This is a genomic window from Methylobacterium pseudosasicola (assembly GCF_900114535.1).
GTDB lineage: Bacteria > Pseudomonadota > Alphaproteobacteria > Rhizobiales > Beijerinckiaceae > Methylobacterium > Methylobacterium pseudosasicola.
Genome location: NZ_FOTK01000011.1, coordinates 41,073 through 57,032 on the forward strand (window position 1 = coordinate 41,073; position 15,960 = coordinate 57,032).

At 69.0% G+C, this 15,960-nt stretch carries 15 protein-coding genes; 8 read left to right on the forward strand and 7 right to left on the reverse strand.

Going from position 1 to position 15,960, the window contains the following annotated elements; genetic code table 11:
• Nucleotides 1-249 precede the first annotated feature (249 nt).
• The 7 genes from hrpB (at nt 250) to BM228_RS12815 (ending at nt 7,601) form a co-directional block, all read left to right on the forward strand.
• Complete coding sequence (gene hrpB, locus BM228_RS12785; RefSeq protein WP_092041019.1) at nt 250-2,703, forward strand: ATP-dependent helicase HrpB; 2,454 nt, start codon at nt 250-252, stop codon at nt 2,701-2,703.
• Between the two features lie 46 nt (nt 2,704-2,749).
• Nucleotides 2,750-3,175 (forward strand): PaaI family thioesterase, encoded by a 426-nt coding sequence (locus BM228_RS12790; RefSeq protein ID WP_092040757.1) that lies wholly within the window; start codon nt 2,750-2,752, stop codon nt 3,173-3,175.
• Between the two features lie 79 nt (nt 3,176-3,254).
• Nucleotides 3,255-4,466, forward strand: a complete 1,212-nt coding sequence (locus BM228_RS12795) for an SMP-30/gluconolactonase/LRE family protein (protein WP_092040760.1) — start codon at nt 3,255-3,257, stop codon at nt 4,464-4,466.
• Nucleotides 4,467-4,761: 295 nt separating this feature from the next.
• The gene (locus BM228_RS12800) at nt 4,762-5,346 is read left to right on the forward strand and encodes a DUF1285 domain-containing protein (RefSeq protein WP_092040763.1); all 585 of its coding nucleotides are present in this window, start codon (nt 4,762-4,764) and stop codon (nt 5,344-5,346) included.
• Nucleotides 5,343-5,990, forward strand: a complete 648-nt coding sequence (locus BM228_RS12805) for a CoA pyrophosphatase (RefSeq protein ID WP_092040766.1) — start codon at nt 5,343-5,345, stop codon at nt 5,988-5,990. Before BM228_RS12800 ends, BM228_RS12805 begins: the two co-directional genes overlap by 4 nt.
• A gap of 106 nt (nt 5,991-6,096) precedes the next feature.
• A complete protein-coding gene (locus BM228_RS12810; RefSeq protein WP_092040769.1) occupies nt 6,097-6,354 on the forward strand; it encodes a DUF6111 family protein in 258 nt (85 codons plus the stop codon).
• Nucleotides 6,351-7,601: a CCA tRNA nucleotidyltransferase gene (locus BM228_RS12815; RefSeq protein WP_092040772.1), complete on the forward strand. Its 1,251-nt coding sequence runs from the start codon at nt 6,351-6,353 to the stop codon at nt 7,599-7,601. The genes BM228_RS12810 and BM228_RS12815 overlap by 4 nt, the downstream gene beginning before the upstream one ends.
• On the opposite strand, the gene BM228_RS12820 is transcribed toward BM228_RS12815, so the two are convergent.
• From BM228_RS12820 to BM228_RS12855, 7 genes are all read right to left on the reverse strand, one after another.
• The gene (locus BM228_RS12820) at nt 7,598-7,999 is read right to left on the reverse strand and encodes a F0F1 ATP synthase subunit epsilon (RefSeq protein ID WP_007566550.1); all 402 of its coding nucleotides are present in this window, start codon (nt 7,997-7,999) and stop codon (nt 7,598-7,600) included. The two genes, BM228_RS12815 and BM228_RS12820, sit on opposite strands and share 4 nt — an antisense overlap.
• A gap of 151 nt (nt 8,000-8,150) precedes the next feature.
• A complete protein-coding gene (gene atpD, locus BM228_RS12830; RefSeq protein WP_092040778.1) occupies nt 8,151-9,608 on the reverse strand; it encodes a F0F1 ATP synthase subunit beta in 1,458 nt (485 codons plus the stop codon).
• A gap of 42 nt (nt 9,609-9,650) precedes the next feature.
• On the reverse strand, nt 9,651-10,541 hold the full coding sequence (locus tag BM228_RS12835; protein WP_092040781.1) for a F0F1 ATP synthase subunit gamma: 891 nt from the start codon (nt 10,539-10,541) through the stop codon (nt 9,651-9,653).
• 161 nt (nt 10,542-10,702) lie between these two features.
• Nucleotides 10,703-12,238, reverse strand: a complete 1,536-nt coding sequence (atpA, locus tag BM228_RS12840; RefSeq protein WP_092040784.1) for a F0F1 ATP synthase subunit alpha — start codon at nt 12,236-12,238, stop codon at nt 10,703-10,705.
• A gap of 55 nt (nt 12,239-12,293) precedes the next feature.
• The gene (locus BM228_RS12845) at nt 12,294-12,866 is read right to left on the reverse strand and encodes a F0F1 ATP synthase subunit delta (protein WP_092040786.1); all 573 of its coding nucleotides are present in this window, start codon (nt 12,864-12,866) and stop codon (nt 12,294-12,296) included.
• A 216-nt stretch (nt 12,867-13,082) separates the two neighbouring features.
• Nucleotides 13,083-13,778, reverse strand: coding sequence for a DsbA family protein (locus BM228_RS12850; RefSeq protein ID WP_092040788.1), 696 nt, complete (start codon nt 13,776-13,778; stop codon nt 13,083-13,085).
• A gap of 94 nt (nt 13,779-13,872) precedes the next feature.
• Nucleotides 13,873-14,499 carry a 2-hydroxychromene-2-carboxylate isomerase gene (locus tag BM228_RS12855; protein ID WP_092040790.1) on the reverse strand — a complete coding sequence of 209 codons (627 nt, stop codon included), beginning with the start codon at nt 14,497-14,499 and terminating at the stop codon, nt 13,873-13,875.
• A 204-nt stretch (nt 14,500-14,703) separates the two neighbouring features.
• Here BM228_RS12855 and BM228_RS12860 point away from each other — a divergent pair, with 204 nt between their 5' ends.
• Nucleotides 14,704-15,942, forward strand: coding sequence for an argininosuccinate synthase (locus BM228_RS12860; RefSeq protein WP_092040793.1), 1,239 nt, complete (start codon nt 14,704-14,706; stop codon nt 15,940-15,942).
• Nucleotides 15,943-15,960 lie beyond the last annotated feature (18 nt).

A 15,960-nucleotide genomic window follows, 5' to 3' on the forward strand; every position in this document is an offset into this window, starting at 1 on the left:
GATTCTCCTTCGTTGCGCCCGGAACGAAGAGAGAACAAGCCAGAAGGGTTAACGTTGCGTCAACGACGCGGCCGCGCTTATCTCAACCGCCCGTTAACCCTGTGGATAACGGGGATCCAGCTGCCCGCAGACTGTGGATAGACCTGTTCACGCCGGTAAGCGGGGCAGGGGCTGGCCGTCCTGGGGAATCGAGTTGCGTCGGCAGTCGCGTGGTTGCGCCTCGCGCCCCGCCGGGCCATCAGCGACGCGATGGCCGGTCCCGTTACCGCGCTGCCGATCGAGGCAGCGCTTCCCGAACTGCGCAGCGCGCTCGCCGCCCGGAACGCCGCCGTGCTGGTGGCGCCCCCCGGCGCCGGCAAGACCACGCGCGTCCCCTTGGATCTGCTCGACGCGCCCTGGCTGGGTGGGAAAAAAATCATTCTGCTGGAGCCGCGCCGTCTCGCGGCCCGGGCCGCCGCGGCCCGGATGGCGCAGACTCTCGGCGAGCCGGTCGGCGGTACGGTCGGCCTGCGGGTCCGGCTCGGTTCGAAGATTTCGGCGAAGACCCGGATCGAGGTGGTGACCGAGGGCGTATTCACGCGCATGATCCTCGAAGATCCGGAGCTGGCGAGCGTCGGCGCGGTCCTATTCGACGAATTCCACGAGCGCTCCCTCGACGCCGATCTCGGCCTAGCCTTCGCGTGCGATGCGCAGAGCGGATTACGGGAGGACCTGCGGATCCTGGTGATGTCGGCAACCCTGGATGGTGCCCGGGTCGCGCGGTTGCTCGGCGACGCCCCGGTGGTCGCCTCCGAGGGCCGGGCTTTTCCGGTGGAGACTCGCTACGCCGAGCGCGATCCGAACCGGCGGATCGAGGACTCCGTCGCCGAGGTGACGTTGCGCGCGCTGCGGGCGGATCCGGGTTCGGTGCTGGTGTTCCTGCCAGGGCAGGCCGAGATCCGCCGGACCCACGATCTCCTGGCCGAGAAGGTCGGGCCGGGGGTGCAGCTCGCCCCGCTCTTCGGTGCGCTGACCCCGGCCGAGCAGGACCGCGCCGTCGCGCCTGCGCAAGCCGGGACGCGCAAGGTCGTGCTCGCCACCAGCATCGCCGAGACCTCTCTGACCATCGAGGGCGTCCGGATCGTGGTCGATTCCGGGCTGGCCCGGGTGCCGGTCTACGAGCCGGGCCTCGGCTTGATCCGGCTGGTCACCGCCAGGGCGTCCCGGGCCTCGGTGGATCAGCGCCGGGGCCGCGCCGGCCGGACGGAGCCCGGTCTGTGCTGGCGGCTCTGGTCGGAGGCCGGCACCAGCGCGCTCGAACCGTTCACCCGGCCCGAGATCCTGTCGGCCGATCTCGCCGGCCTGCTCCTCGACTGCGCCGCCTGGGGCGTCACCGACCCGCGCAGGCTCGCCTTCCTGGACCCGCCGCCCGCGGCGGCGCTCACGGAAGCCCGCGCCATGCTCGGTGCCCTCGGGGCACTCGATCCCGACGGCCGGCTCACCGAGATCGGCACGAAACTGCGCGCCCTGCCACTGCCGCCGCGGCTGGCCCGGATGGTGACGGTGGCGGCGGGGATCGGCCAGGCGCGAGCCGCCGCCGACCTCGCGGCGGTGCTGGTGGAGCGCGGGCTCGGCGGTGACGGCATCGACCTCGACGAGCGGGTCGAGCGCTTCCGCCGGGACCGGGGCGGCCGGGCCGCGGACATGCGTCGCCTCGCCGAGAACTGGGCGCGGATCGCCGGGGGTGCCCAACAGGACGACCGGGAGGCGGCCGGCCCGTTGCTGGCGCTGGCCTATCCCGACCGGGTCGCCCGCGCCCGGGGCCGAGAGGGCGAGTTCGTGATGGCCAGCGGCCGCGCCGGCCGGCTCGACCCGGCAAGTCCGCTCGCCCGGGAAACCTACCTGGTGATCGCCGACCTTGCGGGCGCTGCCGGCAATGCCCGCATCCTGGCCGCCGCCGCGATCGGCGCCGAGGCGATCGAGCGGCTCTTCGCCGACCGGATCGAGGCCCGCACCGAGGTGACCTTCGATCCGCAGGCCGCCGCCCTGCGGGCCCGCGCCGTCCGGCGCCTGGGCGCGGTCAATCTCGGGGAACGGCCGCTGCCGGTCCCGGCCGAGCTGGACTCCGCCGCGATCCTGGCCCGTGGGATCGTCGGATTAAGCCTGGATCGCCTGCCTTGGACCCCCGGCCTGTCGCAATGGCGTGCCCGGGTGCAGTTCCTGCGCGTCGCCGAGGGCGGGGATTGGCCGGACCTGTCCGACGCCGCGCTGGCCGAGAGTGCCGAGACCTGGCTGGCGCCGGCCCTTATCGGGCGCAATTCATTGGCCGCTATCACCGCGGACGACCTCGCCGGTGCCCTGCAGAACCTGCTGCCCTGGCAGCTGCGCGGCCGGCTCGATTCTGAGGCGCCGACCCATGTCGAGGTACCCACCGGCTCGCGCATCCCGGTCGATTACACAGAGGCTGAACCGGTCCTGGCCGTCCGGGTGCAGGAACTGTTCGGCCTCGACCGGCACCCGACCGCGGGCGGCCGGCCCCTCGTCCTGCACCTGCTGTCGCCGGCTCACCGTCCGATCCAGATCACCCGGGACCTGCCGGGCTTCTGGCGCGGCTCCTGGGCTTCGGTGCGAGCGGAGATGCGCGGGCGCTACCTCCGTCACCCCTGGCCGGAGGACCCGCTGGCCCAGGCGCCGACCCGGCGCGCCAAGCCCCGCGGGACGTAGGATCCGGCACCGGCCAACCCCCACGACAGAGGACGGACGCGACCCGATGACCACCGATCCCAAGAACTTCGATCCGGCCTCCGAAGGCTGGGCGCCGGTGGAGGACCGGGGCTTCATCGCCCATGTCGGCCCGCTGCATGTTCGCGACGCCGACGGCGCCTACGCGTTCCGGGCGGAGCAGAAGCACGCCAACCTCATCGGCGTGGTCCATGGCGGCATGCTGATGAGCTTCGCCGACCGGGCGCTCGGCGAGACCGCGATGCGCGCCGCCGACGGCGCCAACTGCGTCACGATCCAGCTCGAGATGAAGTTCATCGATGTCGGCCGCCTCGGCGACTGGATCGAAGTGCATCCCCGGGTGGTCAAGCGCACCGGCTCCCTGGTGTTCATGCGCGGCGACGTCCGGGAGGGCGCACGCCTGGTGGCCTCGGCCGACGGTGTCTGGAAGATCTTGCGGCGCAAACCCGGTTGATCCCGAGATCGTCCCCGTCATAATGCCGCGATCGCCAAGATTTAGATCGACGAACGGTCGACACACGGGGAGGAACATCATGCAGCAACCGCAGGATGATGCGGCAAGGATCGGGCGCGCGTTGCCGTCCCGGCGGGCGATGCTTGCGGGGGCGGGCGCAACCCTGGCTTCTGCCACGAGCGCCTTTGGCCAGCCCGAGCCGCCGAGCACCGTCACCACCCCGCCGCGCGACTTCCGCCCCGGCGCGTCGCCGACCACCTATTTCACCGATCCCGACGTCGTCACGGTCGATCCGTCCTTCGAGCGCTACATCGTTCCCAACAGCGCGATCCGCCGCCTCTGGACCGGCGCACTCTGGGCCGAAGGGCCGGCCTGGAACAGCCTCGGCCGCTTCCTGATCTGGAGCGACATCCCGAACGACCGCCAGATGCGATGGCTGGAGGAGGACGGCCATGTCGGCATCTTCCGCAGCCGCAGCAACAACTCCAACGGCAACAGCTTCGATCGGCAGGGCCGGCAGGTTTCGTGCGAGCACATTACCCGGCGAGTGGTGCGCTACGAGCTCGACGGCTCCGCCACGATCCTGGCCGAAAGCTTCGACGGCAAGCCGTTCAACTCGCCCAACGACATCGAGCAGCATGCCGATGGGTCGTACTGGTTCACCGATCCGCCCTATGGCGGCCAGCTATACGAGGGAACGCCGGACGAGGCCGGCGGCCCCTCGAACCCGCAGGGCCACCTCAATCCGCGGCTCGGCCAGCCGGCCGGTCTCCGGACGAACAAGCGGGCGCTCCCCAACGCCCTCTACCGGATCGACCCGACCGGCCGGATCGATCAGGTGTTGACCGACGCGCAAGTGCCGAACCCGAACGGCCTGTGCTTCTCGCCCGATCACAAGACACTCTACCTCTCCTCCACCGGCAAGGGCCCGGGCGATACCGGCCCCGGCGGCAAGGGCGAGATCTACGCCTTCGATGTCGGGACCGGTCCCGCCGTCTCGAACAAGCGGCTGTTCTCGGATTGCGTCGTCGACGGCGTGAAATGCGGCCCTGACGGGATGCGGACCGATGTCGACGGCAACCTCTGGGTGGCGAGCAATGCCGGCCGGGCAGTCGGCTATAACGGCGTCACGGTCTGGAATCCGCAGGGCAAGCTGATCGGCCGCATCCGCCTGCCGGAGGTCTGCGGCAACCTCACCTTTGGCGGCCCGAAGCGGAACCGCCTGTTCATGACTGCCAGCCAGTCGCTCTACGCAGTCTACGTGAACACGCAGGGGGCGGGACCGGCCTGAGTGACGAGCGTCAGGTCTACGCCTCTCAAGAGCTTCTTCACGGGCTCTATCCAATCCAATCCCTCATCCTAAGGCGACGGAGCGAAGCGGAGGCCTCGAAGGAGACCTCCAGCCGGCCGCGCGATCCCTGGAGGGCTCCTTCGAGGCTCGCTGCGCTCGCTCCTCAGGATGAGGCCGAGGATGGGATATCCGTCAAAACGTCCCGCGCTTGCCGGGGCGGTGAAGGCGATGGCCAGGAGCAAGAGTAGCCCGCCAACCGTGGTTGCCGGGCTGCCAAGGCGCTATCTGAAGCGGCATGAGCGACGATCCCACCCCCGACCCGACCCTGAGCCGCCTGAGCGCAGCCCTGGGCGACCTGCCCAAGCGCGGCCTGCCGCCGGTGGAGAAGTGGGATCCGCCCTATTGCGGGATGATCGACATCCGCATCGCCGCCGACGGAACCTGGCACCACAACGGTTCCCCGATCCGCCGGGAGAAGCTGGTCAAGCTGTTCGCCACCATCCTGCGGCGCGAGCCGGATGGGCGGGTCGTGCTGGTCACCCCGGTGGAAAGCGTCGGCATCACCGTGGAGGATGCCGCCTTCGTCGCCGTTGAGATGGCGGTGGATGGCGAAGGGGAGGGCCGGCGGATCTCGTTCCGGACCAATGTCGACGACCTCGTGAGTGTCGACTCCGAGCACGCCCTGCGCTTCGAGCAGGGGCCGGACGGGGCGCTGAAACCCTATCTCCATGTCCGCCGCGGGCTCTGGGCCCTGGTGACCCGGGCGCTGACCTACGATCTGGTCGACCTCGCCGAGGAGCGCGTGATCGACGGTCGACCGTGGCTCGGCCTCTGGGCCGGGGGCACCTTCCACACTATCGCCCCGGCCGAGGCCGCGTGAGCGACACGCTCGCCGACTTCCTCGCCCGCGCCGCGTCCCACCTGTCTCCGGACCCGCCGGGCCCGGACGATCCGACCTCGAATCCCCGCGGCGACCACAGCCTCGACCCGGATGGCAGCGCCGTAATCCCACCGCCCCCGCACCGGCGGGCCGCGGTGCTGGTGCCGGTGGTGTTCCGGCCGGACGGCCCGCGCTTGGTCCTGACCCAGCGCGCGGCCAACCTCCGCGACCATTCCGGCCAGGTCGCGCTGCCGGGCGGCAAGATCGACCCCGCCGATCCGGGACCGGCCGACGCCGCCCTGCGGGAGGCCCACGAGGAGATCGGGCTCCCACCCGATTCGGTGCAGCTCCTCGGCTATCTCGATCCCTACCTGTCCGGCACCGGGTTTCTGGTCACGCCGGTGATCGGAATCGTGCTGCCGGAGGCCATCTTCACGCCGAACCCCGCAGAAGTCGCGGACGTGTTCGAGGTGCCGCTGGCGGTGCTCATGGATCGGGACCGCTACGTCCTGCACGCCCGGGTCTGGCAGGGACGGCAGCGCCGATATTATGCCCTGACCTTCGAGGACCGTCTGATCTGGGGCGTCACCGCCGGGATCCTGAACAACCTCCGGGAGCGCCTCTACCCGGAGACGGAAGCCTGATGCGGCAACGCGGAATCCGGTTCTTCGGGCGCCTCATGCGATGACATAGAGTTGGACTAGGCCGTCGCTCCAACGCTGGCCCCGAGGGATAAGGCTACCCACAATCATGCTGCGCCGCCTCATCGAAGAGTTCGGCCTCTTCCTGATCCCCTTTGTCCTGTTCATGGTCTACCTCGTGCTGGCCGGCCGCAACCCGCTGCGCCGGGTCCATTGGGATCCGCACATCGTCCGCCTGGTGTTGGCCGGCCTCGCCGTAGTGATCGGTACGCTGATCTATGAGGGCCTGTTCTCGGAGCGCCGGGCCGGCGGCTACGTGCCGACCCACATGGAGAACGGCCGCCTCGTGCCAGGTGAATTCAAGTGACGCAGGCGCTCGATCGCGGCGCCCTGGTGGCCCTCCTCGCCCAGCCGGGCGTGCGACGGGCGCTCGCGGCCCTGGATCGGCCGGGCGGCGAAACGCGCCTCGTCGGCGGCTGCGTGCGCGATGCGCTGCTGGGCAAGCCATCCGCCGATATCGATCTCGCGACCACGCTGTTGCCGGAGGCGGTGATCGCCGCCGCCCGGGCGGTGCCGGAGCTCAAGGCGGTGCCCACCGGGATCGAGCACGGCACGATCACCCTGGTCACCGAGGACGGACCGATCGAGGTCACGACCCTGCGCGAGGATGTCGAGACCGACGGTCGCCACGCGGTGGTACGCTTCGGCAGCGATTTCGCCCGGGATGCCGAGCGGCGCGATTTCACCGTCAACGCGCTTTCCCTCGGGGCCGATGGCCAGCTGCACGACACGGTCGGGGGCTTGGCCGATCTCGAAGCCGGGCGGGTCCGGTTCATCGGCGATCCGGCCACCCGCATCCGCGAGGATGCGTTGCGGATCCTGCGCTTCTTCCGCTTCCATGCACGTTTCGGCGCCGGGGCGCCGGATGAAACGGCGCTGTCCGCCTGCGTGGCCGCCCGAGACGCCCTGGACCGGCTCTCTCGCGAGCGGGTCCGGTCCGAATTTCTGAAGCTGCTGGAGGCGCAGGGCGGTCTGCCGATGGTTCGCACGCTGAGTGCCACCGGGCTGCTTCAGCGGATCACCGGCGGCGTCGCCGAGCTCGGTCGGCTGGAGCGGGCGATGGCCGCCTCGCTATCGCCTGTGATGCGCTTGGCAGCGCTCTCGGTCGGCGGCAGGAATGACGCGGATCGCCTGCGCGATCGGCTGCGCCTGTCGAACCCGGAACAGGCACAGCTCACCGGTTACGCGGACGCGCTGGCGGACCTGCACGGCCGCCCGGCGATCGACGCGCCGGCGGCACGGGCGCTCGCGGCCGAGCACGGGCTGCCGCTGCTCAACGAGACGCTGGCGATCCTGGCCGGCGAGCCGCGGCCCGTCCTGGAAGACGAGGCCCGGCGGGCGCTTCAGGCTCTGGGCGGGGAGGGGGGTGCGCCGCGCTTCCCGCTCGCTGGAGCGGATCTGGTCGCGGCGGGCGTACCGGCCGGGCCGGCGATCGGCCGGGGCCTGGCCGCGGCCCGGGCGCTCTGGCTGGAGCGCGGATGCCCGACCGGCGCCGAGGCGCGGACCGAGCTTTTAACGCGCGCGCTCGACAGCGCGCGCCAATCCCAAAATTAAAGCTTGAGGAGCGCCTTGGTCTCCTGGAGCTGGACGATCTGGCCGTTCAGCTCTTCGCGCTTCTGCAAGTCCTCGGTGGCGTCACGCTGCAGCTCGGCGGCCTCGATATCCCGATCGAGGGATTCGTGGGTCAGCTCCTCGATCGGCGCGGCGCGCTCGGCGAGGACGGTGACGGCAGTCGGGCCGATATCGGCGAAGCCGCCGCGGACGTAGATCCGCTTGCCGCTGCCCTGGCTCTCGGTGATCACGATGACGCCGACCCGCAGCGAGGTCAGGACCGGAGCATGGCCCGGCATGACGGTCATCTCGCCCTCAGTGCCGGGCAGCTGAACGGCGGTCACCTCGCCGGAATACAGCGTCCGCTCGGGGCCGACGAAATCGAAGTGGAAGGTGGCCATCGGTCTCTAGCTTCCCGAACCCGCAACGCGCGCTCCTCCCCCTTGCGGGGAGGAGGTGGAGGTGGGGGTGGTGCAGACGGCACCGAAACGCTCAATCCTGAACCACCCCCACCCCCGACCCCTCCCCGCAAGGGGGAGGGGAGGGAGCAGCTTACGCCGCCTTCAGCTTCTTGGCCTTCTCCTGGGCCTGCTCGATCGTGCCGACCATGTAGAAGGCGGCCTCCGGTAGGTCGTCGTAATCGCCGTTCACCAGGCCCTTGAAGCCCTTGATGGTGTCTTCCAGCGGCACCTGCACGCCCGGCGAGCCGGTGAACACCTCGGCCACCGTGAAGGGCTGCGAGAAGAAGCGCTCGATCTTGCGGGCGCGGGCGACAGTGAGCTTATCCTCCTCGGACAGCTCGTCCATGCCCAGGATCGCGATGATGTCCTGGAGGGCCTTGTAGCGCTGCAGGGTCTGCTGGACCCGGCGGGCCACGTCGTAATGCTCCTCGCCGAGGATCGCCGGCGACAGCATGCGCGAGGTCGAGTCCAGCGGATCCACCGCCGGGTAGATGCCCTTCTCGGCGATCGAGCGCGACAGAACGGTCGTGGCGTCGAGGTGGGCGAAGGAGGCGGCAGGCGCCGGGTCGGTCAGATCGTCGGCCGGCACGTAGATGGCCTGCACCGAGGTGATCGAGCCCTTGGTGGTGGTGGTGATGCGCTCCTGCAGGGCGCCCATGTCGGTGGCGAGCGTCGGCTGGTAGCCCACCGCCGACGGGATGCGGCCGAGAAGCGCCGACACCTCGGAGCCCGCCTGGGTGAAGCGGAAGATGTTGTCGACGAAGAACAGCACGTCCTGGCCCTCGTCGCGGAACTGCTCCGCGATGGTCAGGCCGGTGAGGGCCACCCGCGAGCGGGCGCCGGGGGACTCGTTCATCTGGCCGTACACGAGGGCGCACTTCGAGCCCTCGGCCGAGCCGCCATGCTCCTTCGGATCGACGTTCACCTTGGACTCGATCATCTCGTGATAGAGATCGTTGCCCTCGCGGGTGCGCTCACCCACGCCGGCGAACACGGAATAACCGGAGTGCACCTTGGCGATGTTGTTGATCAGCTCCATGATCAGCACGGTCTTGCCGACGCCGGCGCCGCCGAACAGGCCGACCTTGCCGCCCTTGGAGTAGGGGGCCAGCAGGTCCACGACCTTGATGCCGGTGACGAGGATCTGCGCCTCGGTCGACTGCTCGGCGTAGGACGGGGCCGGCTGGTGGATGGCGCGGTAGGTGTCGCACGCAACCGGGCCGAGCTCGTCGATCGGCTCGCCGATGACGTTCATGATGCGGCCCAGGGTGTTCATGCCCACCGGCACCTTGATCGGCTCGCCGGTATCCGTGCACTCCTGGCCGCGGGTCAGGCCCTCGGACGTGTCCATGGCGATGCAGCGGACGGTGCTCTCGCCGAGCTGCTGGGCGACCTCGAGGACGAGGCGGGCGCCGTTGTTCTTGGTCTCAAGGGCGTTCAGGATCTCGGGCAGGTGCCCGTCGAACTGGACGTCGACCACGGGGCCGATGACCTGAGTGATCTTGCCGACCTTGTTGGAGCCGGCGCCGGGGAGTGCGGTGTTCGCCATCGTAAACCTACCCTTCAAGCTGTGCGTTCAGGTCGCGGAGCCTCAGAGAGCTTCCGCGCCCGAGATGATCTCGATGAGTTCTTTGGTGATCATGGCCTGACGCGTGCGATTGTAGATCAGCGTCTGCTTCTTGATCATCTCGCCCGCATTGCGGGTGGCCGAGTCCATGGCGCTCATGCGCGCACCCTGCTCGGATGCGGCGTTCTCCAAGAGCGCCCGATAGACCTGCACGGTGAGGTTCTTCGGGAGCAGCGTCTCCAGGATCGCCTCCTCGGAGGGCTCGAATTCCAGGGCGGCGTTGCCGTTGGCGCTCTTGGCCGAGGTGTCGGCCGCCGGCAGCTCCGCCGGGATCAGGCGCTGCGCCGTGGGGATCTGCGAGATCACCGACCGGAACTCAGAATAGAACAGGGTCGCGACGTCGAACTCGCCGGCCTCGAAGCGGGTGAGGATCTTGTTGGCGATCTCGGCGGCGAACTCGTAATCGACCGGGCGGTTGCCGCGGATGTCCATGCTCTCGACGATCTGGTCGCGGTAGAGGCGGCGCAGCTGGTCGTTGCCCTTCTTGCCGACCGTCATAATCTTGACGGTCTTGCCCTCGGCAGTGAGCTTCTGGATGTATTCCCGGACCGCCAAGCGGACGATTGAAGAGTTGAACGCGCCGCACAGGCCGCGGTCGCCAGTGCAGACGACCAGAAGGTGAGTCTGCTCGGAACCGGTCCCGGAGAGGAGCTTCGGGGCGCCGACGCCGCCGACCAGATTGCCCGCGAGGTTGCCAAGCACCTGGGCCATCTTCTCGGCGAAGGGACGGCCCGCCTCGGCGGCCATCTGCGCCCGGCGCAGCTTGGCCGCGGCGACCATCTGCATGGCCTTGGTGATCTTCTGCGTCGCCTTCACCGAGGTGATGCGGTTGCGCAGGTCCTTCAAACTCGCCATCGGGCCGCGTCCAGATCCGTTCCAGGGCCTCTCCTCCCCCGTGCGGGGAGGAGCCGAAGGTGGGGGTTGCGCCGGGTCTGGCGGCCGATAGTGCGATCAGCACCGGCGCCGCCCCCAACCCTCCCCACCGGAGGCGGGGAGGTCACAAGGGTAAGGTCCGATCAGGCGCCGATCGACTTGGCCACGCCCTCGACCACGCTCTTGAGCTTGCCAGCGTTCTCGTCCGACAGGTCCTTCGAGGTGGCGATGGCGCTGAGCAGATCCTGGTGCTTGGAGCGCAGCGTGCTCAGCAGGCTGTCCTCGAAGGCGCGGATCTTGCTCACCGGAAGCTTGTCCAGGTAGCCGTTCACGCCGGCATAGATCACGGCGACCTGCTCTTCCATCTTCAGCGGCGAGAATTGCGGCTGCTTCAGGAGCTCGGTGAGCCGCGAGCCGCGGTTCAGGAGCTGCTGGGTCGAGGCGTCGAGGTCGGAACCGAACTGAGCGAAGGCCGCCATCTCGCGGTACTGCGCCAGCTCACCCTTGATCTTGCCGGCGACCTTTTTCATCGCCTTGGTCTGGGCCGAGGAGCCCACCCGCGACACCGAGAGGCCGACGTTCACCGCCGGGCGGATGCCCTGGTAGAACAGGTCGGTCTCAAGGAAGATCTGGCCGTCGGTGATCGAGATCACGTTGGTCGGGATATAGGCCGAGACGTCGTTGGCCTGGGTCTCGATGACCGGCAGGGCGGTCAGCGAGCCGTTGCCGGCGGCGTCGCCCATCTTGGCGGCGCGCTCGAGCAGGCGGCTGTGGAGGTAGAACACGTCGCCCGGATAAGCCTCGCGGCCCGGCGGGCGGCGCAGCAGCAGGGACATCTGGCGGTAGGCCACGGCCTGCTTGGACAGATCGTCATACACGATCACGGCGTGCATGCCGTTGTCGCGGAAATACTCACCCATGGCGCAGCCGGCGAACGGCGCGATGAACTGCATCGGCGCGGCGTCCGAGGCGGTGGCCGCGATGACGATGGAGTATTCCAGGGCACCCTGGTCCTCCAGCACCTTCACGAACTGGGCGACGGTGGAGCGCTTCTGACCGATGGCCACGTAGATGCAGTAGAGCTTGGACGCCTCGTCCCCGCCGGCGGCATGGCCGGGCTTCTGGTTGAGGATGGTGTCGAGGGCGATGGCGGTCTTGCCGGTCTGGCGATCGCCGATGATCAGCTCGCGCTGGCCGCGGCCGACCGGGATCAGGGCGTCGATCGCCTTGAGGCCCGTCGCCATCGGCTCGTGCACCGACTTGCGCGGGATGATGCCCGGCGCCTTCACGTCGACCCGGCGCCGCTCGGTGGAAGCGATCGGGCCCTTACCGTCGATCGGGTTGCCGAGGCCGTCGACTACGCGGCCGAGAAGGGCCTTGCCGACGGGCACGTCCACGATGGCGCCGGTACGCTTGACGGTCTGGCCTTCCTTGATCTCACGGTCGGAGCCGAAGATCACGATGCCGACGTTGTCCTGCTCGAGGTTGAGCGCCATGCCGCGCACCCCCGACTCGAACTCGACCATCTCGCCGGCCTGGACGTTGTCGAGGCCGTAGGCGCGGGCGATGCCGTCACCAACGGACAAGACCTGTCCGACCTCGGAGACCTCGGCCTCTTCGCCGAAGTTCTTGATCTGGTCCTTCAGGATCGCGGAGATCTCGGCGGCGCGGATGTCCATACTCGGGCCTCTGTCGCTAAATCGTCAGTGCTTGTTCGGATCGGATGAGGCGCGCTTACCGCGCGGCCTGCATCGCGAGGCGGATACCGTTGAGCTTGGTCTTGAGGGATGCGTCGATCATCCGCGAGCCCATGCGGACGACGAGGCCACCGATCAGGCTCGGGTCGACGACCAGATCGAGATCGATATCGGCCTTGGCGACGTCGCGGAGCGACGCCTTGATCTCTTCGATCAACGCGTCGGACGGCCGTTCGGCCACCCGCACCTCGGCGCGCACGATCCCCCTGGAATCCTGCACCAGCGACCGGAAGGCGGCGATCATGCCCGGCAGGGCGAACAGGCGCCGATTCGAAGCCGCGAGGCGGATGAAGTTTCCGGCGAGACCGCCGATCCCAGCGCGCTCCAGGACGGCGCCGATGGCGGCTTCCTGCTCGGCCGGGGTGAAGGCCGGGCTGCGGACGAGGCGGCGCAGGTCCGCACTCTCCTTCAGCAGGGCATCGAATTGATTGAGAGCCTCGGCAACCGCGTCGACCTGGCGCTCGTCACGCGCGAGCTCGAAGAGGGCGGAAGCGTACCGGCCCGCCACGCCTGCGACCAGGGGACCAGCCTCGGAACCGTTCTGCGCCACCCGTCGCTCTCTTCTCTGTTGCCCGCCCGATCCGCGCGTTCCGGCCGGGAACACGGTGCGGATCTCGTTCGGGACGTGGGATCGCGCCAACAGCGGGACGGGTCGAGAACCGGCCCTTGTGGCGCGGCGACCGCCTAGCATGCCAGCATGGCCGCACGCAACACGGACCGGCGCGGCTCTGCGCGATACGGCGGCGGAAGTGTGACGCGGCAGGCCTCAGCAGGCCAGCCGATCGCATCGCCGAGTGCTGGCGATCATCTTCGCCATGGCGTTGGCGCCGGGATGCCCGAGGATACCGCTGTTGCCCAGAACGTAGGACGGCGTCGCGTAGAGGCCGAGATCGGCCGCCATCCGCATCTGGCTCTTGAGCGCCAGCCGGACCTCCTCGCTATCAGCGATCTCCTCGACCTCCGCCTGCGGGATGCCGAGCGCCGCCGCGGCCGTAAGGGCGCCGGGCCCGTCGATACGGCCGGGCTTGCTCAACAGCGTCCGGTAGAATCCCCAGGCGGCGGCCGCGCCGAGCTTGCGCTGGACCGCCAGCATCACCTTGGCGGCCTGGGCGGATTGCGGCGACAGGATCGGGTTGCTGACGAGGCCGATGCGCAGGTCCGGATCGGAGTCGTGCAGAGCCACGACATCGGCGGCGGCCTTGCGGCAGTAGGGGCAGTTGAAGTCGAAGAACTCGTACAGCGTGGTCTGGGCCTCGCGCGGCCCGGCATAGGTGACGCCGCGCAGGCCCGGAATCTGCCCGGTAATCTCCCCCGGCAGGATCGAGTTCGCCACCGCGCGGCCGTCATCGCCGGTCACCGGGACGCGCTGGCCGTAGGATTGTGCGGCGGCCCGCCCGAGCCCCGCGCTTGAGGCAACACCGGCGGCGGCAGCCGCGATGAGGTGACGACGGGTCAGCACCATGAAAACCGTCCGGGACAAATGGAATTGTTTGGCCGAGGCTGAGCCGGCCTGCGGGATCGCGTGACCGTGATGGCGCAGGTCCGTGAACGCCGCCCTACCGGATCCCGGCCGGGCGGTCGCCCACCGCCCAGGCCAGGGCCTGTTCCAGGCGATCGTTGCCCCAGAACAGCTCACCGTCATCAGCCAGGAAGGTTGGGGCGCCGTAGATGCCGCGGGAGCGCGCCTCCTCGACGCTGACCCGCAGCCGAGTCTTGTTCGCCTCGCCAGCGGCGGCGCGCACGGTCTGGGTGCCGTCGAGACCCAGCGAATCGAGGATCTCGACCACCGCCGCCGGCTCGGCGATTGAGCGCCCCTCAGCAAAGCTCGCGGAAAAGACCGCCTTGGAGAACGGTACCAGCCAATCCTGGTCGTGGCCGTAGACCGCCGCCCGCACCGCGCTGAGGCTGTTCTGCGGGAATTGCGCCGGTCGGGTGAGCGGCGGCAGGCCGAGGCGGGCGGCCTCGCGCTCCACGTCGCGCCACATGTTCTTGCCCTTGGCCGGGTAGAGGTTGAACGGCGAGGTGGTCCAGCCCTGCGAGGCGAAGAGCGGCCCGACCAGGAACGGCCGCCAGCGCACGGTGACGCCGGCCGCCGCGGCGGCCTCCTCGACGCGCATCGCCGCCAGATAGGAATACGAGGAGGCGAATTCGTACCAGAACTCCAGTGTTGGCTGGCGCGCCATGGACTTCGCTTCTCCGATGCTCTTCGTGCGGCGGGGATCAGGCAATGCCCGCGCCGCGCCGTGCCTCACACGTCCGCAAGGCCGTCATGAGGCGAAACGCTGTCGATCGTCCGGCAACAGGCTACGCGCGAAGCGGCACGCCGGTTGCAGGCCGATGACACCCGCGATAAGCCGCCGACACCCTGCACCAGTTCCGGAACCAGCATGTCCGATCCCGCGAAGAGCCCCGTGAAGAAGGTGGTGCTGGCCTATTCCGGCGGCCTGGACACCTCGATCATCCTGAAGTGGCTGCAGACCACCTACGGCTGCGAGGTCATCACCTTCACGGCCGATCTCGGCCAGGGTGAGGAGTTGGAGCCGGCCCGTCGCAAGGCCGAGCTCTTGGGGATCAAGCCCGAGAATATCTACATCGAGGACCTACGCGAGGAATTCGTTCGGGACTACGTGTTCCCGATGTTCCGGGCCAACGCCGTCTACGAGGGCGTCTATCTGCTCGGCACATCGATCGCCCGGCCGCTCATCGCCAAGAAGCAGATCGAGATTGCCGAGAAGGTCGGGGCCGACGCGGTCTGCCACGGCGCCACCGGCAAAGGCAACGATCAGGTCCGATTCGAGCTCGGCTACTACGCGCTGAAGCCCGACGTGACGGTGATCGCCCCCTGGCGGGAATGGGATCTGCGCTCCCGCGAGCAGCTGATCGCCTTCGCCGAGCAGCACCAGATCCCGATCGCCAAGGACAAGCGCGGCGAGAGCCCGTTCTCAGTGGACGCCAACCTCCTGCACGCCTCCTCGGAAGGCAAGGTGCTTGAGGATCCGGCTGTGGAAGTGCCGGATTACGTCTTCTCCCGGACGATCTCGCCCGAGCAGGCGCCCGACACGCCGACCATCATCACCATCGGCTTCGAGAAGGGCGACGCGGTCTCGATCGACGGCGAAAAGCTCTCGCCCGCGAGCCTGCTGGCCAAGCTCAATCAACTCGGCCACGACAACGGCATCGGCCGGCTCGACCTCGTGGAGAACCGCTTCGTCGGCATGAAGAGCCGCGGCATGTACGAGACGCCGGGCGGCACGATCCTGCTGCCAGCCCACCGGGCGATCGAATCGATCACCCTGGACCGCGGCGCGGCTCACCTGAAGGACCAGCTGATGCCGCAATATGCGGAGCTGATCTATAACGGCTTCTGGTTCTCGCCCGAGCGCGAGATGATCCAGGCGCTGATCGACAAGAGCCAGGAGAAGGTCACCGGCACGGTGCGGTTGAAGCTCTACAAGGGCGGTGTCCACGTGATCGGCCGGGAGAGCCCGAACTCCCTCTACGACCAGGACCTCGTGACCTTCGAGGAGGGCGCCGTCGCCTACGACCACCGCGACGCGGCGGGCTTCATCAAGCTCAACGCCCTCCGGCTGCGCACCCTGGCGCAGCGCAAGAAGCGGGACGCCTGAGCGTCCCCCGGGGGTCCG